The sequence below is a fragment of the Janthinobacterium sp. 61 genome, from assembly GCF_002846335.1.
Classification (GTDB): Bacteria; Pseudomonadota; Gammaproteobacteria; order Burkholderiales; family Burkholderiaceae_D; genus Janthinobacterium.
In genome coordinates this window covers 1,579,968-1,602,542 of sequence record NZ_PJMQ01000001.1, presented here as the reverse complement: position 1 = coordinate 1,602,542, position 22,575 = coordinate 1,579,968, and the positions used below count along the sequence as shown (strand labels likewise).

General features: G+C 63.7%; 21 protein-coding genes. 9 read left to right on the top strand and 12 right to left on the bottom strand.

Annotated elements, in window-relative coordinates; genetic code table 11:
- Positions 1 to 43 precede the first annotated feature (43 nt).
- The 4 genes from CLU92_RS07370 to CLU92_RS07355 all read left to right on the top strand — a co-directional run bounded on the left by CLU92_RS07370 (position 44) and on the right by CLU92_RS07355 (position 3,389).
- Positions 44 to 952 carry a LysR family transcriptional regulator gene (locus tag CLU92_RS07370; protein ID WP_101481336.1) on the top strand — a complete coding sequence of 303 codons (909 nt, stop codon included), beginning with the start codon at positions 44 to 46 and terminating at the stop codon, positions 950 to 952.
- 26 nt (positions 953 to 978) lie between these two features.
- Positions 979 to 1,797, top strand: a complete 819-nt coding sequence (locus CLU92_RS07365) for a glutaminyl-peptide cyclotransferase (protein ID WP_101481335.1) — start codon at positions 979 to 981, stop codon at positions 1,795 to 1,797.
- A gap of 81 nt (positions 1,798 to 1,878) precedes the next feature.
- The gene (locus CLU92_RS07360; RefSeq protein ID WP_101481334.1) at positions 1,879 to 2,745 is read left to right on the top strand and encodes a hypothetical protein; all 867 of its coding nucleotides are present in this window, start codon (positions 1,879 to 1,881) and stop codon (positions 2,743 to 2,745) included.
- A complete protein-coding gene (locus CLU92_RS07355) occupies positions 2,742 to 3,389 on the top strand; it encodes a hypothetical protein (protein ID WP_101481333.1) in 648 nt (215 codons plus the stop codon). Before CLU92_RS07360 ends, CLU92_RS07355 begins: the two co-directional genes overlap by 4 nt.
- Before the next feature lie 78 nt (positions 3,390 to 3,467).
- Here the strand turns inward: CLU92_RS07355 and CLU92_RS07350 are convergent, their stop codons facing one another.
- The 3 genes from CLU92_RS07350 to CLU92_RS07340 form a co-directional block, all read right to left on the bottom strand.
- Positions 3,468 to 3,716, bottom strand: coding sequence for a DUF3297 family protein (locus CLU92_RS07350; protein ID WP_101481332.1), 249 nt, complete (start codon positions 3,714 to 3,716; stop codon positions 3,468 to 3,470).
- Between the two features lie 181 nt (positions 3,717 to 3,897).
- Complete coding sequence (locus CLU92_RS07345) at positions 3,898 to 4,224, bottom strand: hypothetical protein (RefSeq protein WP_101481331.1); 327 nt, start codon at positions 4,222 to 4,224, stop codon at positions 3,898 to 3,900.
- A gap of 208 nt (positions 4,225 to 4,432) precedes the next feature.
- Positions 4,433 to 4,834, bottom strand: a complete 402-nt coding sequence (locus CLU92_RS07340; RefSeq protein WP_101481330.1) for a GFA family protein — start codon at positions 4,832 to 4,834, stop codon at positions 4,433 to 4,435.
- Positions 4,835 to 4,950: 116 nt separating this feature from the next.
- Here CLU92_RS07340 and CLU92_RS07335 point away from each other — a divergent pair, with 116 nt between their 5' ends.
- From CLU92_RS07335 to CLU92_RS07325, 3 genes are all read left to right on the top strand, one after another.
- Positions 4,951 to 5,331 (top strand): hypothetical protein, encoded by a 381-nt coding sequence (locus CLU92_RS07335; protein ID WP_101481329.1) that lies wholly within the window; start codon positions 4,951 to 4,953, stop codon positions 5,329 to 5,331.
- A gap of 7 nt (positions 5,332 to 5,338) precedes the next feature.
- On the top strand, positions 5,339 to 5,668 hold the full coding sequence (locus CLU92_RS07330) for a hypothetical protein (protein ID WP_101481328.1): 330 nt from the start codon (positions 5,339 to 5,341) through the stop codon (positions 5,666 to 5,668).
- Positions 5,669 to 5,753: 85 nt separating this feature from the next.
- Positions 5,754 to 7,232: a serine hydrolase domain-containing protein gene (locus tag CLU92_RS07325; protein WP_218973451.1), complete on the top strand. Its 1,479-nt coding sequence runs from the start codon at positions 5,754 to 5,756 to the stop codon at positions 7,230 to 7,232.
- Here CLU92_RS07325 and CLU92_RS07320 read toward each other — a convergent pair.
- Complete coding sequence (locus tag CLU92_RS07320; protein ID WP_101481326.1) at positions 7,229 to 7,819, bottom strand: type 1 glutamine amidotransferase family protein; 591 nt, start codon at positions 7,817 to 7,819, stop codon at positions 7,229 to 7,231. The two genes, CLU92_RS07325 and CLU92_RS07320, sit on opposite strands and share 4 nt — an antisense overlap.
- A 199-nt stretch (positions 7,820 to 8,018) precedes the next feature.
- On the opposite strand from CLU92_RS07320, the gene CLU92_RS07315 reads away from it, so the two are divergent.
- Positions 8,019 to 9,665, top strand: a complete 1,647-nt coding sequence (locus CLU92_RS07315; RefSeq protein WP_101481325.1) for a phosphoethanolamine transferase — start codon at positions 8,019 to 8,021, stop codon at positions 9,663 to 9,665.
- A gap of 67 nt (positions 9,666 to 9,732) precedes the next feature.
- On the opposite strand, the gene CLU92_RS07310 is transcribed toward CLU92_RS07315, so the two are convergent.
- Positions 9,733 to 10,506, bottom strand: coding sequence for a ferredoxin--NADP reductase (locus tag CLU92_RS07310; RefSeq protein WP_101481324.1), 774 nt, complete (start codon positions 10,504 to 10,506; stop codon positions 9,733 to 9,735).
- A 233-nt stretch (positions 10,507 to 10,739) separates the two neighbouring features.
- On the bottom strand, positions 10,740 to 11,885 hold the full coding sequence (locus tag CLU92_RS07305) for an acyltransferase (protein WP_257561011.1): 1,146 nt from the start codon (positions 11,883 to 11,885) through the stop codon (positions 10,740 to 10,742).
- Positions 11,886 to 12,145: 260 nt separating this feature from the next.
- Between CLU92_RS07305 and CLU92_RS07300 the strand changes: the two genes are divergently transcribed.
- Positions 12,146 to 13,651 (top strand): anion permease, encoded by a 1,506-nt coding sequence (locus tag CLU92_RS07300; protein ID WP_101481322.1) that lies wholly within the window; start codon positions 12,146 to 12,148, stop codon positions 13,649 to 13,651.
- 4 nt (positions 13,652 to 13,655) lie between these two features.
- Here the strand turns inward: CLU92_RS07300 and CLU92_RS07295 are convergent, their stop codons facing one another.
- From CLU92_RS07295 to CLU92_RS07270, 6 genes are all read right to left on the bottom strand, one after another.
- The gene (locus CLU92_RS07295; protein ID WP_101481321.1) at positions 13,656 to 14,258 is read right to left on the bottom strand and encodes a hypothetical protein; all 603 of its coding nucleotides are present in this window, start codon (positions 14,256 to 14,258) and stop codon (positions 13,656 to 13,658) included.
- A 282-nt stretch (positions 14,259 to 14,540) separates the two neighbouring features.
- The gene (locus CLU92_RS07290) at positions 14,541 to 16,472 is read right to left on the bottom strand and encodes a cytochrome c/FTR1 family iron permease (protein WP_257561010.1); all 1,932 of its coding nucleotides are present in this window, start codon (positions 16,470 to 16,472) and stop codon (positions 14,541 to 14,543) included.
- Positions 16,473 to 16,640: 168 nt separating this feature from the next.
- Positions 16,641 to 17,357 (bottom strand): hypothetical protein, encoded by a 717-nt coding sequence (locus CLU92_RS07285; protein ID WP_101481319.1) that lies wholly within the window; start codon positions 17,355 to 17,357, stop codon positions 16,641 to 16,643.
- An 82-nt stretch (positions 17,358 to 17,439) separates the two neighbouring features.
- Positions 17,440 to 18,477 carry a zinc-dependent alcohol dehydrogenase gene (locus CLU92_RS07280; protein WP_243858064.1) on the bottom strand — a complete coding sequence of 346 codons (1,038 nt, stop codon included), beginning with the start codon at positions 18,475 to 18,477 and terminating at the stop codon, positions 17,440 to 17,442.
- Between the two features lie 433 nt (positions 18,478 to 18,910).
- On the bottom strand, positions 18,911 to 21,352 hold the full coding sequence (locus CLU92_RS07275; protein ID WP_101481317.1) for a glycosyltransferase: 2,442 nt from the start codon (positions 21,350 to 21,352) through the stop codon (positions 18,911 to 18,913).
- Positions 21,349 to 22,575, bottom strand: coding sequence for a TIGR04063 family PEP-CTERM/XrtA system glycosyltransferase (locus CLU92_RS07270; protein WP_101481316.1), 1,227 nt, complete (start codon positions 22,573 to 22,575; stop codon positions 21,349 to 21,351). Before CLU92_RS07270 ends, CLU92_RS07275 begins: the two co-directional genes overlap by 4 nt.

The following is a 22,575-nucleotide window of genomic DNA, read 5'->3' as shown; positions in this document are numbered from 1 at the left end:
AATGACTTAAACTCATGATTATCATTCGATATTGGAATGCATCATGGATATCCGCTCCTTGCGCTACTTCGTAGAGGTGGTCGAGCAAAACAGTTTTACGCGCGCGGCCGCCAAGCTGCACGTGACGCAGCCCACCGTCAGCAAGATGATCGCCCAGCTGGAGCAGTCGCTGGACCTGGCCTTGCTGGACCGCGCGGGCAAGCGTTTTACCTTGACGGACGCGGGCAAGGTGGTGCTGTCGCGCGCGCATGAGCTGCTGGCCCTGCATGCGGAACTGAAGGTGGAATTGCGCGACCTGCAAGAACTGGAGCGGGGGGAATTGCGCGTGGGCGTATCGCCGCAGACGCATTCCACCTTGGCGCCGTGGCTGGCCGAATACCATCAGCGCTATCCGGGCATCGAGCTGAAAATGTATGAAAGCGGCACGCAAGCCATTGAACGCGACTTGCGCACCGGCACGGTGGAACTGGGCACCATGCTTGACTATCCAGGCAATGCGGCCACCTGGCAGGATTTCGAGTCGCTGCCCATCGTGCGCTCGCCCCTGTGCCTGCTGGCGGCGCCCGGCTCGCCGTGGCAGGGGCGCGCCTCGGTGGCCCTGGCCGAGCTGGCCGACAGCCCCTTCATCTTCTATGGCGCAGCGTTTGCCCTGAACGACATTGTGCAGGATGCCTGCCAGCGGGCCGGTTTTGCGCCGCGCATCACGGGCCGCAGCGGCCAGTGGGACTTCATTGCCTCGCTGGTGCGGTTGGGCGTGGGCATCTGCCTGTTGCCGAAGATGTATTGCGACACGCTCGAGCCGGCGCAGTTTGCCGTCATTCCCCTGGACGGTCCGCCCGTGGAATGGAATCTGATGCTGGCCTGGCGCCGCGGTGGACGCCTGTCTTTCGCGGGGCGCGCCTGGCTGGACCTCGTCAGGGCGCGCATGGCGGACGCGGCACGTTTACAATAGGCGTACACCAACTTCCGCCCCACCAGATGAACATCAACGTCAACGCCAGACTCAAACGCACCGCCGGCTCGCTGCTGCTGGGATTGTTATGCACCGTGGGCCTGATGAGCGAAATGGGCTACGCCCAGGCCGCGCTTCCCGTGTATGGTTATTTCGTCAAGAACACCTATCCGCACGACCCCCAGGCGTTTACCCAGGGCTTGCTGTTCAAGGATGGCCATTTGTATGAAAGCACGGGCCAGAACGGCCAGTCCTCGCTGCGCAAGGTGGAATTGACGACGGGCAAGGTCTTGCAGAAAAGCATGCTCGACAAAAAAGTGTTCGGCGAAGGCATCACGGATGTGGGCGATGAAATCCTGGGCCTGACGTGGATTTCGCAGACTGGCTATGTGTTCGACCAGAAGACGTTCAAACTGAAACGCAGCTTCAGCTACCAGGGCGAAGGCTGGGGCCTGGCCAGCGATGACAAATTTGTCTACATGAGCGACGGCACCTCCGCCATCCGCGTGCTCAATCCGAAAACCCTGGCCGAGGTGCGCCGCTTCGAAGTGAAGGCCGAAGGCCGCCCCATCGACCGCCTGAATGAACTGGAAATGGTCGACGGCGAGCTGTTTGCCAATGTGTGGGGCGCGGACGTGATCGCCCGCATCGACCCTGCCAGCGGCAAGGTCGTGGGCTGGATCGACCTGACTGGCTTGCTGCCGCCCGAGAAGCGGGGCACGGCCAATCCCGACGCCGTGCTCAACGGTATCGCCTGGGACGCGCGCGGCAAGCGCCTGTTTGTCACGGGCAAACTGTGGCCCAAACTGTTCGAGATCGAGCTGATCGAAATCCAGCGCCACTGATGTTTCCTACCGGACAGTGTTGCTGGCGAGGAATCGTCTATGATATGCATCCTTCGCCCAGCGCGACCCACACAGGATGCCATGCTGTTCCTACCTCTGTCGCTACCTTTACGCCGCCTGGCGGCCGCCGCCACCCTGGCCGCCGCCTTCGTGCCTGCCGCGCTGGCGCAAGCGCCGTATGTGCCGGTGTCCAAACAATACGGCGACTTCGTCGTCACGAATGACCGCTTCGACTCGCTCGTCACTTTGTCTTTCCGCCAGCACGGCTACTGGCCCGGCGGCGCGCGCGAAGTGGTGGAAGTGCGTCCCCTCAAGGCCACGCGCGAAGGCCAACCCATGCTGCTGGCCTTTACCAAGGGCTATACGGGGCAGGGCACCATCCTCATCGGCGTGCAAAATGGCGAACCGCTGATGCGCCCCCTCAGTCCCATGCAGCGCGACAGCATGGCGCGCACGGAGCGCGATCCGGAATGGGGCGTGCCGCAGCCGGGCCATCCCGAAGTATTGCTGTTTGCCCGCGACGGCCGCGCGCTCGACACGGGCACGGGCGAGTTGCTGTGGTTTGACATGCCGGACACCGTCACTGGCGATTACGCGCCCGCCATGCTGGTCTCCGTTTCGCCCGACGGGTGGCGCGGCGCCTATCTCGCCAGGAAGCTGACCAAATTGCAAATCATCGTTGCCACGCGTGACGACGGCGTTGCCGGGATCCTGGCCTTGCCGCCCGATACCTATCAACGGTGGTTGAAGCCCTTGTCGGAGGCGGCTTCCGAACAGGCGGGCGCCGCCATCAAGGCGCGCCAGGGCCGCACCGATTCGAACCGCATCCGGCGCGAACTGGAACTGGCCTGGTTCGGCCAGCAATTTCAATGGAAACAAGGCAAGAATGGCTGGCAAGTGACGGGGCTGGGCCTCAGTTCAACGCCGCCAGAAGGAAAACAGCCATGACAATACCTAAACTCCTCACCGGCTGCCTCGCCGCCTCCTTGCTGGCCGGCTGCGTGCACGGCGAAATGTTCCCCAAGGATTATCTGGCACAAGATATCGACAAGCAACAAGCGCTGCTGGAACTGGACGTGGTCTTCGGGCAAGCGCCCGATGACAAGCTGACGTCGCGCGTGACGGCCCGCAACACGGTGGAGTACGGGGGCGCGCCGCATATCGTCGTGCCGTTCTACCAGAAGGGACTCGGTTTTGACCAGGGTTTCGCTGGCACCTATATGTTTGCCATCGTGTATCCGGTTGCCAAAGTCGAGACGGCCACGGCCAGCAGCCGCGTCTTCGGCCAGAAACTCGAAGGCCAGCAGCAGGGCAGTCCGCGCTACCGCTTCCGCGTGCCGGGCAAGGCGCAGTGGAACAGCAATGAAACCTTCATGCTGGGTTTTGAGCGCAAGGGCCGCCGCGAAGAAATCACTTTCCGCTTCAGCAATGAGCAAAGCTGCCCGTCCGCCTTTCTGGCCACCACACCAAAATATGGTTTCCACATCAAGGTTGTCGCCACGTTCAAGGATAATAAAGGCTGCCTGAAAGTGTGCGACAGCCGCGACCAGTGGCCGGGCTTTTGCGCATACCAGCCGCCACCGGCGGCTTGATCGCTACACGGCTGAGCAATACCTGCAGACGAAAAAAAGGCCGATGGAAATCGGCCTCGATGACATTACATGTGTTGCTTAGCGGTAAAACGCTTCGACTTTGCCCTTCAGCTTGATCTGCAGCGGACGGCCGCGGCGGTCCAGGGACTTGGTGGAAGCGACCTTGATCCAGCGTTCGCTGATGCAATATTCTTCCACGTCAAGACGTTCCTTGTCGTTGAAGCGGATGCCGACGTCATTCTCGAACACGGCTGCAACGTGGAAAGGGCTGCTAGGGTCGATCGACAGGCGATCGGGCAATGGGGGTAAGGTAGTGGTATCGTTCATGGGCGTAATTATCACCCAGAATGCGGATCCAGACAACGGCCTTTCGCACCTCACCTGTCTGACCTCCCATGAAGTGGCGGGCCTGGCCTTACGCTACCCATGGGCCGGCACGGCACTGCCGCACCGGCCCATGCTGCAGCGAAGTCTTGGCAGATTTGCCGGCAATCACACGATTCGGCTATCAGGATTTGTCATCATTCTTGTGGCCTTGACGTCCCGTTTCCGTTTGCTGATCATGCGTGCCGCCACGCGAACCGGCGCCCGAACCCGATTGTTCACTGGCGCTCCTGCCCAGACCCATTTGTTGCGAAGCAGATTGCTTGTTGCCGTCATTTTTGTGGCTTTGGCGGCTCGCGTCAATGTTCTGCTCGTGCTTGCCGCCCTGGGTGCCACCGGCTGGCTGGCGGGTGCCGGATGGCTTGTCCGCCTGCTGCTTGTCCGACTGTTGGTTGCCCGATTGCGGTTTGCTCGACTGCTTGCCGCTTTTGTCGTTGCTGTTTGACGTCATGATCGTTCCCCCTGTGGTTAGTCTGCGTCATCATCCGCACCAAGGATGGCGTAAGGATGGATTAAGGATGCTCCTGCCTGGCCTCCGGCGCCGTGCAGCACCGTTAAGGCCATTTTCGCTGCCGGACGCTGGCTTCACCATAGGGACACTACCTGTCGCCACGTAGGAAAACTCCGTGGTGCGTGACAACCATTTCTACATTGCATTTTTACAGATGCCGCGTTTCCTGCGGCGGCGCGTCCCAGTCGTCATGCCAGCCATCGACAAAGGTGACGGGCACCTGGGCCAGTTCGGCCACCGAGGCATCGTCGAGGCAGTTCACGCCGATGCCGACAAACGGGCCGCTGCGGGCAGAATCGCCGCGGCCAAACGGGCGCACGCCGCAGTGGCGGCAAAAGTAGTGGCGTTCCCGACCGGCGCCAAAGCGGTATTCGCTCAACTCCGCTTCTCCTGCCAGCAGGTGGAATGCTGTGGGCGGCACTTGGCTAGCCCAGCAGCGGATTTTCAGGCAATAGGAACAGTTGCAGCGCAGGCTGGGAGCGGCCAGGTCGATCTCGGCCGCGAAGCGCACGCTGCCGCAGTGGCAACTGCCATGGTAGGTTTTTTTCATCGTGGCCCACTTTACAGGGATGCCGTACTGTCATGCAACTGTTGGCATGGCGACTGTGCCGCATCCGTCAGGGCGCGCACTATAATGGCGCCTGTTCAAGAGAGAGGAATCGCAGCATGGAAATGAGTATTACCGACAGCCTGCGGCAGCAGGCCTATGCACAGGCGGCCGCCTTCGTGCAGACGCTCGACCTGCGCGATCCTGTTGCGCTGCAACGCGACTGGTCCCTGTCGGCGGGCGTGGCCGAGGAGATCCTCGAGATGCTCGACAGCTATTTTTCGGCAAACCAGGCGCTCTCCCTGGCGCCGCTGGCCGAGGCCTTTGTGCCGGGCAAGGGTGGCCGTTCCGCCATCGATGTGTATGCCACCGACGCCGGGCCGCTGGGCCTGGAATGCATGTTGCTGGCCGATGGCAAGCCGGGTGAAGCGACCTTGCACCTGGAAATGTCCGGCGCCGATGGCGCGCTACGGCTGCATTATCAATATATCGGATCCTGAGAGCACCATGACTGAACTGATCAGCGAAACACAGCGGCGCATTTGCGACAAATTCGGCTTGCCGGCGCAGGCGCCCGAACCCATGGTGGCCCTGGCCATCGGCAGCCTGGCGCAGTCGCCCATCTACGGCACGCGCATCGTGCTGCCGGAAAACGGCACCATCAGCTGGTTCATCCACTGCGGCGAGCATGACACTGCCAGCGGCTTTTACCAGCCCCTGCATGTGGAACACCTGCACGAGATGCTGCCGCAGGTGCTCGATTACCTGGCCTTGCCCAGCGGCGCCAAATTCATTCTCGATCGGGAAGGCTATGAGGACGTGTGGCTGGAAGAGTAACTTTCTAAGCAGTAATATTCTCGTTGACGTTGATAAATAGGTATGGGATGCTGCTGTTCCGTTTTCTCTTGCCGAAAGCCGCATCTTGAAGCCACGCCTCCCATCTGTTCTGCTCGTTATGGCGCTTGCCGCCATTGCCGCTCCCGTCACCGTGGCCGCCACGGCCGCCCCCGCCAGCGGGCCGAAGGCGTCCCCCGCGGAACAGGAAATTGCCGCCTTCTTGCGCAGTGAAATGCAGGAGCGCCAGATTCCAGGTCTGCAACTGGCGGTCATCCGAGGTGGCAAGGTCGTGCTGAAGCACAATTTCGGCCTGGCCAGCTTGCAATATCAGGTACCGGTGACGGACGCCAGCCTGTTTTCCATCAATTCGGCAACGAAAGCATTTGCGGGCGTGGCCGTGATGCAGCTAGTACAGCAGGGCAAGATCGACCTGGCGGCGCCCATCGGCCAGTACCTGACGGGGCTGCCGCCAGCCTGGCAAGCCGTGACGGTGACGCAATTGCTCAACCATACTTCGGGCTTGCCCGATGTGCTGGACCAGCGCAGCGGCAAGCTGGTGGGGCCGCAGCCGGACGACGCCGACGCGGCGTGGACAGCCGTGCGGGCGCTGCCGGTGGAAGCCCGCCCAGGCCAGCGCTTCCGCTATAACCAGACCAATTATGTGTTGCTGGCGCAACTGATCGAGCAGCAAAGCGGCCAGCCCTTTGTCTCCTTCATCCAGCACAGGCAGTTCGACGTGGCGGGCATGCCGCACAGCGGTTTTGGCGATGCGAAGGACGTGGTCGCCAACAAGGCCAGTTCCTATGTGCTGAACCGGGGCGGCAACGGTTACCGCAACGTGATCGAGGACTTCCCCGTGTTCATGCGCGCGGGGGCCGGCATCAACAGCAATGTGGGTGAACTGACGAACTGGCTTATCGCGCTACAGTCAGGACGCTTGCTGGCGCCCGCCAGCGTGGAACGGCTGTGGCAGCCGACCAGCTTGAATGACGGCAAGCCGGCACCGTGGGCGCTGGGCTGGCCCACGATCGGCCGCGATGGCCACCGCGCCGTGGCCGGCATCGGCGGCGCCCGCTCCGCCTTTTATGTGTACCCGGACGATGACCTGGCCATCATTATCCTGAGCAACCTGGCTGGCGGCCAGCCGGAACAGTTGATCGATACCATCGCCGGCTTCTACATTCCCGCCCTGCGCCAGCAGCGTGGCGGCGCGTATGCCGCGCACCTGCTGCGCAACAGCGCGGCCAGCGGTGGTTTCGACGGGCTGGACAAGAAACTGGCGGCCATCCGGCGCCAGCACGGGCTGTCTGCGCCCACCGAAGACGACTTGAACGCCTGGGGTTACCGCCTGCTGGGCCGGCAGCAGCTGAAGCAGGCGGTTGCCGTCTTCCAGCTTGGCGTGCAACTCTACCCGCAAGGGGCGAACGGCCACGACAGCCTGGCCGAAGCGTACGAGGCGGACGGTGCCTCGGCATCGGCCATCACGCATTACCGCCGCTCGCTGGAACTGGACCCCGGCAACAAGCACGCCGTGGCGCGCCTGCGCGTGCTGGCTGCCGACTAGCGGGCTGCCTGGGCAGCTGCAGCCTTGCCGTGCTCGGCACCATGCAAGGCCAGGTAGGCGGCCAGGTTCTCGTCGGCTATGCCCAGGGCGCGCAAGACTTCTTGCGTGAAGGTGACGGGCGCCGTGCCGGGCGCCGTGATGATGCGCTGGTCTGCCACGGCCCAGGGCACATCCTGGTATTGGGCGGCGCCCGCATAGCCCGTGTCCATCAGGTTGTCGGCGGAATTGGAAGTGTGGCGCACGGTGTCGAGCACGCCGGCCTGCGCCAGCACGCGCGTGCCGTCGCAAATGCCGGCCAGCACCACCCCCTTGTCGCGGGCGGCGCGCAGCAGCGGACCCAGGTCGGGCGCCTTGCCGCTTTGCCAGTGGCTGCCGCCGCACACCATCAGCAAGTCGAGTTCGTCGAGCGAAATGGCTTCCAGCGCCAGTTGCGGCGTGACCAGCATGCCGCCGGACGAGGTGACAGGCAGGCCGCCCGGCGTGGCGAACTGCGTGTAAAAACCGTAATACAGGCGCGCCGTGGAATTGATCAGGGCGGTTTCCCAATCGGCAAAGTTCTCGGTCAGTATGGTGATGGCACGGGTCATGAAAAGTCCTGTCGCAGGTGGAGATATCAATAGTACAGGCTGCTTAGCCTGCTGGTGCCAAAAGCATAATGGACAGCACTGACAATTTCTGTCAGGAGCATGCAAGAAATGCTGCTACGCGTTGCAAGGGACTACGCTACAATCGCTGGCCCGTCCGCTCGGGCCTGTCCCCGTCGAACGTCTACTATCTACTGCCTCCATGCTGATTCTGTTTTTCCGTGTCCTGTTAAGTCTTGCTGGCCTGCTGCTGTTCTTCCTCTTCGATCAGTTAAGTGCGAACGAATGCCTGAAATTGTGCGTCTTGCTGGCGGCCTTCCTGCTGGGCATAGGCGGCATGCTGCATGCCTGGCGCAGCAGCACCAGCGCCGGCGTGGTCACCGTGCTGGTGCGCATCGTGGTGCCCATGTTTTACCTCGACGCCGCCATCAAAGGTTTTTTGCGTGGCTATTTTGGCATGCGGCCGAATCCGAATGCAGTTTTACAGGCCATGTTTGCGACAGATCAAGCCGAAACGGGTGAATTTTTCCTGCACAACAGCATCGCGCTGGCGCAATCGGCGGGCTGGTTTGTACTCGTGACGGCGGCGGTGCTGCTGGCTGACCGCCAACTGCTGCGCTGGCAAGCGGCGCGCGCCAGTCGCGTGCCGGGCCTGCTGCAAAAAAGCTTTGCTGCCAGCATGGCCGTCTTTCTCGTGCTGCTGCACGTCAATACCACCATGCGGCGCGAAAATCCGGCGCTGTTCTGGCCACTGCGCTACCAGCAGTACAGCGCGCAGCTGGACGCGATGAAGTCCATGCAGCATGCGCTGACGGCGGCCATGGCCGCGCCGCGCGACTGGCATGTGCGCTATGTGGGCGAGGATGCGCGCACCGTCATCTTGGTGATCGGCGAGAGCACCAACCGTGCCTCGATGTCGCTGTATGGCTACCCGCGCGCCACCACGCCCAGGCTCGACGCCATGCGTGCGAAGCTGCTGGTGTTCAATGATGTCATTTCGCCCGCGTCCAGCACGGTGGAATCGATGATGACGATGCTCACGCCGGCCGATATCGGCAACCCCGATGCGTGGATGGCCAAGCCGAATTTGCTGATGCTGGCCGAGGCGGCCGGCTACAAGACTTTCTGGGTCTCGAACCAGACGCGCAACGACGGCTGGATCGGTCTGCTGGCGGGCGAGGCCGATGAAAGCGACTTCATCAACTACGGTACTGGCCGCGGCGAAAACAATTTCGATGGCAACCTGTTCCAGCCGTTCGCTCATGCGCTGCGCGACGACGCGCCGAAAAAGCTGATCGTCGTGCACTTGCTGGGTGCCCATCCCAGCTATGACATGCGCTATCCCAGCCGCTTTGCGCATTTCGACAAGGCGCAGGACGCCGTCAGCGTGCAGATGGCCAGCCAGGGCAGGTCTGGCTGGATACGCAACCAGCGCGATGAGTACGATAACGCAATCCGCTATGGCGATTACGTGCTGGGCACCCTGATCGGCATGGCGGAAAAGGCCAAGACCGACCGCGCCGCCTCGCTGCTGTTCGTTTCTGACCATGGGCAGGAAGTGGGTTACAGCCGCAATCACGCGGGCCATTCCGCCTCGGACAAGAGTGGTTATGAAATTCCCATGTTGATTTGGAGCAACCGGCAAGCGCCGCAATCGACGGCCGCGCGCGCGGCGCTGGAAAGCCGGCCATATCAGACCGACAAGCTCGATGCGACCGTGCTGGGCCTGCTGAAGATCGAGACGCGCTATTACGCGGCGCACGACGATATCCTCAGCATCGGCTTTCAGCCCGTGCAGCGCTTCATGAATGGCTTGCAATACCAGCGCGGGGCAGCGATGGCCCGTTGATCCAGCAATAAAAAAGCCGGGCCCCGCCGCGCAAAGCGGCGGGACCCGGCACCTGTAGCGTTGCGGATTACTTCTCGGCGAACGCGCGCTCGACAACGAAGTCGCCAGGCGTCGAGGTATTGCCTTCCTTGAAGCCACGCGCTTCCAGCATCTCTTTCAGGTCGCGCAGCATGTCCGAGCTGCCGCAGATCATGACGCGGTCTTCGGCCGGGTTCAGCTCTGGCAAGCCCAGGTCTTCGGCCAGCTTGCCGTTCTCGATCAGTGCCGTGATGCGGCCCATGTTGCGGAAGTCTTCGCGCGTGACGGTCGGGTAGTAGCGCAGCTTGTCGCTGACCATTTCGCCCAGGAATTCATGTTTCGGCAGGTGCTCTTCCAGCAGCTCGCGGTAGGCCAGTTCATCGACCTGGCGCACGCCGTGCACGAGGATCAACTGGTCGAAGCGCTCGTAGATGTCCGGATCGCGCACGATGCTGAGGAAAGGCGCCAGGCCCGTGCCCGTCGACAGCATGTACAGGCGCTTGCCTGGCAGCAGGTAGTCTGACACCAGGGTGCCCGTCGGCTTGCGGCCGACGATGACGGTGTCGCCCACTTGCAAGTGCTGCAAACGCGACGTCAACGGGCCGCCCGGCACCTTGATGCTGAAAAACTCCAGGTGGTCTTCATAATTGGCACTGGCGATACTGTAGGCGCGCAGCAGTGGCTTGCCATCGACGCGCAGGCCGATCATGGTGAAATGGCCATTCGAGAAACGCAGCGACGGGTCGCGCGTGGTGGTAAAGGAGAACAGGGTATCCGTCCAGTGGTGCACGCTTAATACGCGCTCTTCATTCATCGAACTCATAGTGTTTGTTGGCTGGTCAAAAAAATGGTTAGTTGCTGGCAACTGCTGGCAAAAGTGAAACCCTGTGTAGGCCCAGACGCTATTGTACTGGCGTCCACACGAAATTGTTACCGTCTATCGCCGCCAATGCTGCCGCACGCGGTGCCGACATTATAGTGCGGATGGCAAGTTCGGGCTGGAAATCCCCCTGAAACGCACGACCGGCATGCGGTCTCTTGACCTGGCTCACTTTTTCAAGGCGCCGCTCCAGGGCTGCCCCCCGCGCGTGCAGGCGCGGCCGTGGCGGCGCCCCGGAAGCGCCGGCGCAGGGCGGTATTGGCCGGTTCGGACACGCAGCGGGCGACGAGGGCGGCCGCCAGTGCGGTCGCAGCCAGGAAGAGCGCCAGCCACGGCAGGCGCTCCGAGTAGCCCAGGCCCGCCTTGTCGACGATATTGCGCATGACGGCCAGCACGATGATATGGAACAAGTACAGCTCATAGCTGTGCCGTCCCAGCCATTGCAGCGGGCCTGGGCGGCCCTGGCTGGCCGCGTGGCCCGCCGTGGCGCCCACGATGAAGGCGGCGCTGGCCAGCGCGATCGCGCTGAAACCAAAGACTTCATGGCCGCCAATGCCGCGCACGTACAGGGCCGCCAGGGCCAGGCCCGCTGTCCAGCGCAAGCGTTGGCCGGCACGCGCGCCCGGCTGCCAATGCTGTGTCAACAGTGCCGTCAGGCAGCCCATGGCGATGGCGTCGAAACAGGCAAGGTAGCCGTACATGAAGTCAATCTCATTATCCGCGTGCAAGCTGCGGTAGACGGGTCCGGCCACGATGGCAGCGCCGCACAGCAGCATGATCCAGTGGCGCTGGCGCAGCAAGCGGCACGACAGCGGCAGCAGCAGATAAAACATTTCCTCGACCGATAGCGACCAGTAGACGTTCAGGCAGTAATTGAAATAGCCGGCGCTTTGCATCAGCACGTTGTGCCAGAAGGTCAGCACCGAAGCGATGGCGATGACGAAATAGCTGGCTGGCAAGTCCTTGCCGCCGTCCGAATTGGCAAAGAAGGGCACGTCCAGCACGCCCAGCAGCACGATGAGGGACAGGGCCAGCAGCAGAGAGGGTAGCAGGCGGGCGATGCGGTAGAGATAGAACGCGGCCAGGTCTATGCGCGCCAGGTCGCCCCAGCGGCGTAGCGAGGTCGAGGTGATCAGGTAGCCGGAAATAACGAAGAAGATGGTCACGCCGTAATTGCCCTGGTAGGCGGCGCCCAGCAGCCAGCCCGGCAAGGCGGAGAGCGGGCTGTTCTTCAGGCCGTAGGCCAGCGCGAAGTGCAGCAGCAGCACGCACAGGATGGCAGCGCCCCGCAAGGCGTCGATATGATGGTTGCGTGCTTGCAATGGCTTCCTCGTAGGCTTAGGCGACATGAGGGGCGATTATGCGACACATGTCGCTCGCAGGTCAACGATTTTGCAATTGGCGGGAACGGCGCGCCGAATGGAGCCTGGGACGGGCACGCCTTGCGTGTATGATATTGCCGAACAGAATTGTTGGGCATCTGTCATCGTTGAAGGTGCGTTTTTCCTGCGCGCCAGCCCAAGACTCTGCGCGCACCATGCCGCTTGCCACGATGCCTGACCCACAGCGAAAGGTAATAAAGATGTATAAAACAGTGCGCGACATGTTCCTGCATTTCAAGGAAGCCGTCCCATTCCGCCTCGTCCCCGCCCTGATTTGCACGGCCTTGCTGGTGAGCATGCTATTGCTGCCCGCGCCCGATGGCTTGACGCCCAAGGCCTGGGGCCTGGTGGCAATCTTCCTCACCACCATCCTGGCGATCATCCTGAAAGTCATGCCGATTGGCGTGATGGCCATGATGGCCATCGTTATCGTGTCATTGTCACAAGTAACGTCGACCTCGTCCAAAGGCGCCATCACGGATGCGCTCAGCAGTTTCTCGAATCCGTTGATCTGGCTGATCGTGGTGGCGATTTTGATTTCGCGCGGCCTGAAAAAGACAGGGCTGGGCAGCCGCATCGGTCTGCTGTTCATTTCCCTGCTGGGCAAGCGCACCATGGGCATCGGCTACGGCCTGGCCATTTGCGAACTGGTGCTGGCGCCCTTTACGCCAAGTAACACCGCACGCGGTGGCGGCATCGTCCACCCCGTCATGAAATCGATCGCCAACGCCTTCGACTCGGACCCTGCCAAGGGCACGGAAGGTAAAGTGGGCACGTATCTGGCCCTCGTCAACTACCACGCCAACCCGATTACCTCGGCCATGTTCCTGACAGCCACGGCGCCCAATCCGCTGGTGGTCGATTTCGTGGCCAAGGCCAGCGGCCAGAGTTTTCATCTGACGTGGACCACCTGGGCCCTGTGCATGCTGTTGCCGGGCCTGGTCTGCCTGCTGGTGATGCCCTTGATTATCTACTGGCTGTCGCCGCCGGAACTGAAAGCCACGCCGGACGCCGTCACTTACGCCAAGGCGGAATTGAAGAGCATGGGTCCCTTGTCGCCGTCGGAAAAAGTCATGCTGGGCACCTTTGCCCTGCTGCTGTTGCTATGGGCGAACGTGCCCGCCATGCTGTTCGGCCCAGCGTTTTCGCTCGATGCGACGGTGGTGGCCTTTGTCGGCTTGTTCGTGTTGATTATCACGGGCACCATCGACTGGGACGACGTGCTGTCCGAGAAGAGCGCCTGGGATACCCTCGTGTGGTTCGGCGCGCTGGTCATGATGGCCGAGCAATTGAACAAGACGGGCGTGATTGCCTGGTTCTCGGCCGGCATGAAGGCCGCCATCGTCGCCAGCGGCATGGATTGGCTGCCGATCGCCGCCGTCCTGGTGCTGGTGTTTGTCTTTTCGCATTACTTCTTTGCCAGCACGACGGCCCACATCAGCGCCATGCTGCTGGCCTTCCTGACGGTGGGCCTGCACCTGATTCCCGCCGAATACCACGTGCCGTTCATGCTGATGATGACGGCCGGCTCGGCCATCATGATGACCCTGACCCACTACGCGACGGGCACATCGCCTATCATCTTTGGCAGCGGCTTCGTGACGATGGGCAACTGGTGGCGGGTCGGCTTCATCATGTGCGTGGTGGAACTGCTGATCTTTGCCATTGTCGGCACGACGTGGTGGAAGGTGCTTGGCTACTGGTAAGGTATTACAGCTGGCGCGCCAGCTGTTGCATTGCCGCCAGGCAGTGCGCCAGCTCGCCGCCAACGGCACGCTTCCACAGGACGGCCGCCTGCGACCAGGCTTTCTTCTCCAGCAAGTCCTTGAGCTGCATCTGCAGATCGCCCGGCAAGCCGCCAAACTGGCGCAGTTCCAGCGAGCGGGGCTGGCCGTGGCGGCCCGCCGGATCCAGTTCTTCCAGCGCATCATGCAGGCTGCCGGGCAGGTGCGGTGCGCCGGCCTCATCCACATACCCCAGTTGCACGTCGGGCGCTGCCTCGACGTCATAGCCGAGGTCGCGGCAAGGCTCGTCGATCAGCTGGGCGATATTGTAGATCGTTAAGACTTGCGCGGAACGCACGACGTCCGTCAGGTCATGCACGTCGACGCCGGCGTCCAGCAGGCGTTGCAGGGCAGGGGAGTTGATAAAGGGAAATCCTGACGCACCCAGTTCGCACCAGCGTGCTATCCACTGCGGCTTCGGCAAGCTGTCATCGACGACATCGGCCCACAGGCCGCGCAGCAGCAACTGCTGCAGCAGGGGCCCATCGGTGCAAAAACACCCATTCAGGCGCTCAAAGAATGGCAGCAAAAGACGCCGGATCTATTTGTAAAGCGCGTTTACGATCGAACGGGACTGGACAGCTACGGACGATTTCTTGAATGTGGCTGATGGCCAGCAGCGGCAAAGATGCCAAGCTGGTCGTGACCAGCGATTTTCCTGTTGCTGGCCAGCGCTGTTGTCGGATGAAAGTCGTCAGGCGAAATGTCGCGCCAAGCGGCTGCAATGAAAAATCCCCCAATGGCTGGCTGCAGCGATTGGGGGATGGCGGAAACGCCCGTGCCGGCGCGTTTCAAAGGGCGAGTGTCAAGCTCAGGCCAGCTTGCGTCTGCCTGCGGACACGCGGTTCCAGCCGTAGCCGGCGATGATGATGGCCACGATGGCCGCTTGCGCCAGCAGCGTTTCCAGGGTCGGCAGGATGCCCAGCAGGTCGATGCGCATGAAATCGACGGGGGTGACGCCGACCCAGCCCGCTTCCTGCAGCGCGGCCACGCCTTTACCCATCAGTATTACGGCCAGCACGGCCACGAAGGCGGACGTCCACGAGAAGAACTTGCCGATCGGCATGCGGGCGCTGGTGCGCAGCAAGGCCCAGGCGATCACGACCAGCAGCACGATGGCCACCAGGAAGCCTCCCAGCAGGGCGCCGCCATTGCCGTCCGCCGCCAGGGCGGAATAGAACAGCACGGTTTCAAAGACTTCGCGGTAGACGGCGATGAAGGCCAGGGCGAACAGGCCCCAGGCGGAGCGCCGGCTCATCGCTGCCGTGAGTTTCTCATGCAGGTATTCCTGCCAGCGTCCGGCGCTGCTCTTCTGGTGCATCCACAAGCCCACGCTGAGCAGGACCAGGGCAGCAAACACGGAACCGAGTCCTTCGCTCACTTCCCGGCTGGCACCGCTGATGGTGACCAGATACGTTGCCGCCACCCAGGTCAGGCCGCCCGCCACCAGCGCGCTGATCCAGCCGCCATGCACGTACGGCAGCACGTCGTTGCGCTTGGCCTTGCGCAGGAAGGCGATAATGCCGATCACGATCAGCAGCGCTTCCACGCCTTCGCGCAGCAAGATCGTCAGGGCGCCGATAAAGGTCGTCATCGGCTCCGCCTTGGCGTCCCCCAGTTCCGCTTCCACGTGGCTGAACAGTTGCTGCAGCTTTTCACCCGCCGCCTCGGCGTCGGCCACCGTGCCCTTGGCAACGGCGGAACGGTAGGCCAGCATGGCGTTTTCCACGGCCAGCAGCAAGGACTTGTTGCGTGCACCGACCATCGGCTCGATCGGCTCGAAACCGTCCAGGTAGGCCGACAGGCCCAGGCGCGTGGCGGCCGCTCGGTCGCCTGCGTGCACGGCGGCCAGGCTTTCTTCCAGGCGCAAGCGCGACAGGGCCAGGCCCGCCGGCTTGTGCGCCTCGGCCTTGCCAGGGGTGCTGCGCAAGTACGCCGTCAAGGCTTGCGCTTCGTCCGCACCCAGCTTGGCGGCCGCCGCTTCCTGCGTCAGGGTCGTCACGGCGGCCAGGTCGGCGTACAGGTTTTTACTGCGCGGATCGTCCTGCCACAGCTTTTCGCCGCGCGCGCGCGCCGCCGCATCGTGCGACATGCCACCGACAAAGAAGGCCAGGTCCCAGCGCTCGTTTTCGGAGAGCTGGCCAAAACTGGCCATCGAAGTGCCGGCCACGCCTTGCGAAATGACCTGGTATAGCGCCATCAGGCTGCGCGACTGCGCCCGTTCGCCATCCGTGAAGGCGATCGGTTTCGGCTCCAGGCTGGCCGCCAGCGGACCGTCGCCGCCACCGGCCACGCCATGACAAGAAGCGCACTGGGCCGCATACAGGGCCGCGCCGCGCGCCAGATTGGGCAGCACTTTGGGCGCCACGGGAATCGGGTAGGCGGCAATCAGCAAACCATTCGCGTGGTGCGCCAGGCGCTTGACTTCCGCGCCATCGGCCTTGGCCACGACGGCTTTGCGCAGGTCGGCGATGGCGGCGGCGATGGCCGCCTGCGAAGCGTGGGCTGGCAGGGCAGCGATTTGCGTCGTCGCGTTGTCGGTAAAATCGAGCATTTCCGCATATTCGGCCTCGCTGACCACCTTGCCGTGTTCGACGGCACCGCTGTAATCGACGGCAACATAGTCTATCAATTGCCACAATTGCTTGGCACCGGCACCAGGATCGGCCACTTGCGCCTGCGCGCCACCGGCCAGCAACAGGCTGGCGGCCACGAGCGGATAGCATGCGAGCCACTTTTTCATTTTAATGAACATGATTCTCATTCTCATTTCTTGTTAACCCGGCGACTATAGGACAGACCGTGCGGGGTGTCAACGGCGCACGGCTGCGCCTGGCCACAAACAGCGCTGCCCTGGTCAATATCCTTGATCAGGGCAGCGTGCCTGGAAGATGAGTGAGTTGGAGCGGGGCTATTGCTTCGATGCCGGTTTCGCGTACAGGCCTCGGGCCAGGCTGCTGTCTGTCTCGTCCACTTGGAGCCCGCCTTTGACGATACGCAAGGCCAGTTTCTGGAATGCCTGACCCCTGAGCCACTGTGGGTCGGTGACGGCGAAGGCGGCGATGCGTTCCTGTGCGCGCCCGGACGGCACGGCCAGCCATTGATAGTCGGCCTTTGATCCCTGGCGGCGCAAGCCGGCGCGCACCCAGCGTTCCGACGCTGGCATACGGACGATGGCGTCGCCGTTCGCGATGCTCACAGCCGTGGCCGTCTTACCGCTTTGCGCTTCGAACTTCACTTCCACGCCAGCCATCGGCCCCAGCCGGGGAAAACCGACGATGGCCACCCACAATCCCGCTTCGGCCGGTTTCTGGATGCGCATTTCCGATTCCTCGAACACGCGGAACTGCGGCTCCTTGTCGCCGTTGCCTGCCACCAGGGTCAGCGTGTCCCCGGCAACGCGCCACTCGCCGCTGGCTTGCTGGTCGGTATTGCCGTAACTGAGCATCCATTCGAAGGTGCCGTCCTTTTTCAGCAGCAGTTCGGAGCCCGTTTCCATGACACCTTGCAGGTAATAGTGTCCGGGAAGGGATGGCGCGGCCTGATCGGCCGCGCTGGCAGCAAGCGGCCAGGCGAGGGCGGCGCAGGCCAGCAGGGAAGAGAGGGAGGAAAAGCGGGAGGTTTTCATCGGTGTGTCCTTTATGATATGCCATCATAGCAACGGCAATTCCTTGCCGTCGCACAGATACACCGCTTGGCCTGAGTACTGATCAGTTGCTGCTGAAATCGAGCACCACGCGCGAGGCAACCTTGCCTTGCTCCAGGCGGCTGAAGATGTCGTTGATGGCTGACAGCGGTTGCAATTCCACGCCGGCCTTGACCTTGCCAGTGGCGGCAAAGGCGAGCGCCTCGGCCATGTCCTGGCGGGTGCCGACGAAGGAGCCGCGTATTGTCACGCAATTGGCGACCACGTCGAACAGCGGCGTTGGGAAGTCGCCTGGCGGCAAGCCCACCAGCACGCAGGTGCCGCGCTTGCGCGTCATCGCCACGCCTTGCTGGAAGGCATCAATCGATGGCGCGGTGATCAGCACGCCGTGGGCGCCGCCACCGGTCGCTTCGCGCAGGGCCGCGACGGGATCACCCTGGCGGGCATTGATGGTCACTTCGGCACCGAGGGCGCGCGCGTGCTCCAGCTTGCCTTCATCGATGTCGACGGCCGCGACGCGCAAGCCCATGGCCACCGCATACTCGATGGCCAGGTGGCCCAGGCCGCCGATGCCGGACACGGCCAGCCACTGGCCCGGCCGCGCGCCAGTTTCCTTGATGCCCTTGTAGCTGGTCACGCCGGCGCAGATGATGGGCGCCGCCTGCACTGCGGACAACCCGGCCGGAATATGCGCGACGTAGCGCGGGTCGGCCAGGATGTACTCGGCAAAGCCGCCATTCTTGGTGTAGCCGCCGAACTGCGCCTCGGCGCACACGGTTTCCCAGGCTGCCAGGCAATGTTCGCAATGGCCGCAAGCCGAGTAGAGCCAGGGCACGCCGACCCTGTCGCCCAGCTGCACCTCGGTCACGCCTGTACCCATGGCCACCACCAGGCCGATACCTTCGTGGCCGGGAATGAACGGCGGCGTCGGCTTGACGGGCCAGTCCCCGCGCGCCGCGTGCAAGTCAGTGTGACACACGCCGCAAGCTTCCGTCTTGACCAGGATCTGGCCGGGGCCGGGAACCGGCACGGGAACGTCGCGCAGCACCAGGGGCTGGCCCAGTTGTTCGACAACGGCGGCTTTCATGGTAGTGGGTGTCATGTTATTCCTTATGAAGTTAGTCATGCGTAGCGCAGGGCGCGGGTGCTGGGCTGACGTGTTGTGCTTGGTCAGTCAGGCGCACTGCCATGGTCTGATCAACAGACACTTGCGAATGCTCATATTCTGCTGCACACAGTTCAAAAAATGATTGATCTACATCAATGTATGAGTGCACGTTGCCTGAAACTTCAAGAGTAGTGAACCTCGCCAGAAGCGCGATGACTACCATAGCGGCCGCTCGCTCGATTCACTGGTGCGTCGCTTGCGTGCGAAAATCGTCAGCCAGACCGCTGTGGATATCCCGCTCCGTAGCGTGCATTCATACGGATATTGCTTAGCAGGCGAGCCCATTGCAAGTGATGTAGCAAGGATGTAGCAAGATACATCGACGAGTATGGACAATTGCTATTGCATCGCGCTGCAGGCCGCCCGCCTACGCCACCTCGCTCACCACATAGCGGTACTTGCCCGACGCCTCGGCCGCGATCTCGTCGACTTCCTCGATGGCGATGTCCACTTGCGCGCCCAGCCTGGCCTGGAAACCGCTCACGATGGCGCTGCGCGTGGCGTCATCCAGGCGCGCCACGCAGACCAGCAGCACGCGCGTGCGCAGCAGGCTTTCCTGGATGATTTTAAAACTTTGCACTTGCGGCAGTTCGCGCACGATGTAGACGAGGGCCAGGCCATGCATGACGGTGCCGTCGACCGCCGTGAGGAAATCCGTGCTGCGCCCTTCGAGCTTGTGCAGCAGGGGCAAACCGCGGCCGCAGGCGCAGGGCTGCGTGCCCAGCGCGCCCACGTCGCCCGTGGCGTAGCGGATGAAGGGGTAATCCTGCGTGGCCAAATGGGTGACGACGATTTCGCCCGTGGCCCCTGGCTGCAGCGGCTGGCCATTGCCATCGACAATTTCCACGATGATGTCTTCGGCCGTGATGTGCATGCCGCCTTCCGGGCATTCGTGGGCGATGAAACCCGCGTCGCGCCCGCCGTAGCCGTTGGCCACGGGGCAGCCGAAGGCGGCGGCGATCTGCGTGCGCTGCTCGTCGTACAGTCGCTCGGCCGTGACGAACGCCACTTTCACGCCCAGGCCGTCGAGCGGCAGGTCGCGCGCTTGCGCGTGGCTGGCGATGCGGCACAGGGCCGACGGATAGCCGAACAGCATGCGCGGACGCCATCGGCGCAGCTGCCGCACGTAGCCATCGAGGCGCGCGGGCGACATGGCAAACGCGGGCAGCAGGGTGCTGCGCAGCAGCGCATCGCGCAGGCGGCGCAGGCGGCGCAGGCGGTCTTGCGCCTGCAGCTCGATGGGCGAACCCCACAACACGGCTTCGCGGTCGCCGATATCGACGCCCCACCAGCGCGTGGCGCGCCACTTGGCGGCGATGTCGTGGCTGATCCGGCACCGTCCCAGGAAAAACTGCAGCGGTTCACCGCTGGAGCCGCCCGTGGCAAACGGGCGCAAGCCCACGGCGCGGGCGGACTTGAAGCTGTCGCGCGCACTCGCAATGTCAACCTTGCGCAGCAGTGGCAAACGAGACAAATCGGCCAGTTTCCGTACCTGTTCCGGGTCGAAGCCGCTGCTGGAAAACAGCGCGCGGTAGTAGGGCACGTGCTCGCCGGCGTGGCGCAGCAGCGCGCGCAGGCGCGCCAGCTGCCACTCCTGCAGCTGCTGGGCGCTCCACCACTGCGAGCGTTCCAGGCGGCGCAGCAGGCGTACGCTGTGGTGGCCCTTGAGCCATTCATGCAGGGGAAATAGCCAGCGGGCGACGCAGCGCGTGTAGGCACCCGGGCGCGGCGCTGCACGGATGCGGCGGTAATGCGCGGCCAGGCAGGGCGCGATGCCGGACCAGCCGAAAGTGGCGGCGTGCGCCAGGCCCGCGTCTGCCAGCGCCTGTGCGCGCCGCGGGTCGCGCAGCAGCGCCACGATGGCCTGCGCCATGGCGGCCGGATCGCCGGGCGGCACCAGCAGCGCCGTCACGCCGTCCTGTAGCAGGGAGGGGATGCCGCCCACATTGGTGCTGACGACCGGCACGCCGCAGGCCAGCGCTTCGAGCACGGAAATGGGCATGTTGTCGGCCAGGCTGGGGTTGAGGACGATGTCGCTGGCCTGGTACAGCGCAGGCATGGCGGCGTTGTCGACAGGTCCGGCGAAGCGCACGGAGTCCAGAACGCCGAGCGACCTGGCCAGGCACGCCAGAGCAGCGCGCTGCGGCCCGCCGCCTGCCAGCACAAGGCGCGCCCTGGGAAAGGCCAGTCGCACGAGGGCAAAGGCGCGCACGGCGCTGGCGTTGTCGTACAGCTGCTCCAGGTGGCGCGCCACGAGGAAGCACGGATCTTCGGCGCGCGTGCGCGGCGGCGCCGGCGTAAAGCGCTGCAAGTCCACCACGTTCGGCACGATGTGGGCCGTGTGACCATACTGCTCGAAGATGCCGGCCAGGTAGGCCGAGGGCACGACGATGGCGCTGACGCGGCGCAGGCTGAACGCCACCAGGCGCGGCGAACGGGCAAAAAAGGCGGCCGCTTCGCCGCCCCGGTAATTGAGCAGGGTCGGCTTGCCTTTCAGGCTGGCGATCCATAATGCCGGTGCCGCATGCAGATGCCAGGACCAGCCGGAATTGGCCATGATGTGGAACAGGTCGACCGTACTGGCCGTGCGCCACAGGCGCCACAGGTACACGGGCAGGAGCAGCGCCGCGCGCAGGTAGCGGATACGCGCCAGCCAGGGTGGTAGTGCGGGGCCGTTGACGGCCAGCAGCTGCACATGCGCGCCATTCTCGCGCAGCAGCCGCGCCAGCTGCTGCGTTTGATTGGCCATGCCGCCGGCCGGTGGCGGCAGCGGGCCGACCAGGGCGATGCGCAGGCCCGTGAAGATCATGGCGCCGCTCCCGCCGCCATGTGTGCCGCTGCTACACGCGCATACACGGGCGCGTAGCGGCCCACGCTGGCGCTCCAGCTGCGCTCCGTCTCGACAAACGCGCGCGCCTGGCGCCGCAGCGCTGGCCAACTGGCGGGCGCCAGCAGCAGGGCCAGTATGGCCTGCGCCAGCGCCTCGGCGTCGCCGGCGCGAAACAGCATGCCCGTCTTGCCGTGTTCGACCAGTTCGCGGTGGCCGCCCACGTCGGACGCCACCACGAGACGGCCCAGGGCCATCGCTTCGAGCGGCTTCAAGGGCGTCACCAGTTCCGTCAGGCGCATGGGCAGGCGCGGATACACGCAGATGTCGACCAACTGATAATAAGAGGCCACCTGCGCATGCGGCACTCTGCCCGCGAAGACCACGGCGTGGTCTGTGCCCAATTGCGCCGCCAGCGCGCGCAGCGCCGCTTCCTGCGGGCCGCCGCCGGCCAGCAGCAGCCGCAGCGCCGGCTGCGCTGCCAGCAGGCGCGGCATGGCGCGCAGCAGCAGCGCCAATCCCTCGTAGGCATAGAAAGAGCCGATGAAGCCGATGACACGACAGCCATCCAGACCCAGACTGTGCACCAGCGCGGGATCGGCGACGGCATCGAAGGCCGTGGCGTCGACGGCGTTCGGGATGACCGTGATTTTATGCGCGGGCACGCCGCGCGCGCACAGTTCACGCCGCAAGCCGTCGCAGATGGTGGTGACGGCGTTGGCGCGGTGCAGCGCATAACTTTCCAGTGCGCGCGTGAGCCGGTAGCGCAAGCCTCCGGGCCGGCTGCTGCCATGGTCGGCGGCCGCATCTTCCCAGAAGGCGCGCACCTCATATACGACGGGGATGCCCAGCGCGCGTCCCGCGTTAAGGGCGGCGATGGCGTTCAGGGCCGGCGAATGCGCATGCAGGATGTCCGGCCTGGCTTGCCGCGCCAGCTGGCGCAGGCGCACGGCCAGGCCGAAGATGACGGCCACCTGCCGCAGCACGGGCAGGCGCGCCCACCACCGTGCATTCGGCGCCGTGCGATAGAAATGCCAGCCGTCGACCAGCTGCTGCTGCGCACCGTCGGACGGTCCCTGCTTGGCACTGGTGAGCTGCATGGTGAACCAGCCCAGCGCGCGCTGTTGCCGCAGGATGGCCAAGGTGCGGAAGGTGTAGCCGCTGTGCAGGGGCAGCGAGTGGTCGAGGATGTGCAGGATGCGCAT

Excerpts from the sequence above, each read along its gene's own strand:
- CLU92_RS07370 (WP_101481336.1), top strand. The coding sequence starts at position 44 with ATGGATATCCGCTCCTTGCGCTACTTCGTAGAGGTGGTCGAGCAAAAC.
- CLU92_RS07365 (WP_101481335.1), top strand. The coding sequence starts at position 979 with ATGAACATCAACGTCAACGCCAGACTCAAACGCACCGCCGGCTCGCTG.
- CLU92_RS07360 (WP_101481334.1), top strand. The coding sequence starts at position 1,879 with ATGCTGTTCCTACCTCTGTCGCTACCTTTACGCCGCCTGGCGGCCGCC.
- CLU92_RS07355 (WP_101481333.1), top strand. The coding sequence starts at position 2,742 with ATGACAATACCTAAACTCCTCACCGGCTGCCTCGCCGCCTCCTTGCTG.
- CLU92_RS07350 (WP_101481332.1), bottom strand. The coding sequence starts at position 3,716 with ATGAACGATACCACTACCTTACCCCCATTGCCCGATCGCCTGTCGATC.
- CLU92_RS07345 (WP_101481331.1), bottom strand. The coding sequence starts at position 4,224 with ATGACGTCAAACAGCAACGACAAAAGCGGCAAGCAGTCGAGCAAACCG.
- CLU92_RS07340 (WP_101481330.1), bottom strand. The coding sequence starts at position 4,834 with ATGAAAAAAACCTACCATGGCAGTTGCCACTGCGGCAGCGTGCGCTTC.
- CLU92_RS07335 (WP_101481329.1), top strand. The coding sequence starts at position 4,951 with ATGGAAATGAGTATTACCGACAGCCTGCGGCAGCAGGCCTATGCACAG.
- CLU92_RS07330 (WP_101481328.1), top strand. The coding sequence starts at position 5,339 with ATGACTGAACTGATCAGCGAAACACAGCGGCGCATTTGCGACAAATTC.
- CLU92_RS07320 (WP_101481326.1), bottom strand. The coding sequence starts at position 7,819 with ATGACCCGTGCCATCACCATACTGACCGAGAACTTTGCCGATTGGGAA.
- CLU92_RS07315 (WP_101481325.1), top strand. The coding sequence starts at position 8,019 with ATGCTGATTCTGTTTTTCCGTGTCCTGTTAAGTCTTGCTGGCCTGCTG.
- CLU92_RS07310 (WP_101481324.1), bottom strand. The coding sequence starts at position 10,506 with ATGAGTTCGATGAATGAAGAGCGCGTATTAAGCGTGCACCACTGGACG.
- CLU92_RS07300 (WP_101481322.1), top strand. The coding sequence starts at position 12,146 with ATGTATAAAACAGTGCGCGACATGTTCCTGCATTTCAAGGAAGCCGTC.
- CLU92_RS07290 (WP_257561010.1), bottom strand. The coding sequence starts at position 16,472 with ATGAAAAAGTGGCTCGCATGCTATCCGCTCGTGGCCGCCAGCCTGTTG.
- CLU92_RS07285 (WP_101481319.1), bottom strand. The coding sequence starts at position 17,357 with ATGAAAACCTCCCGCTTTTCCTCCCTCTCTTCCCTGCTGGCCTGCGCC.
- CLU92_RS07280 (WP_243858064.1), bottom strand. The coding sequence starts at position 18,477 with ATGACACCCACTACCATGAAAGCCGCCGTTGTCGAACAACTGGGCCAG.
- CLU92_RS07275 (WP_101481317.1), bottom strand. The coding sequence starts at position 21,352 with ATGATCTTCACGGGCCTGCGCATCGCCCTGGTCGGCCCGCTGCCGCCA.
- CLU92_RS07270 (WP_101481316.1), bottom strand. The coding sequence starts at position 22,575 with ATGCGCATCCTGCACATCCTCGACCACTCGCTGCCCCTGCACAGCGGC.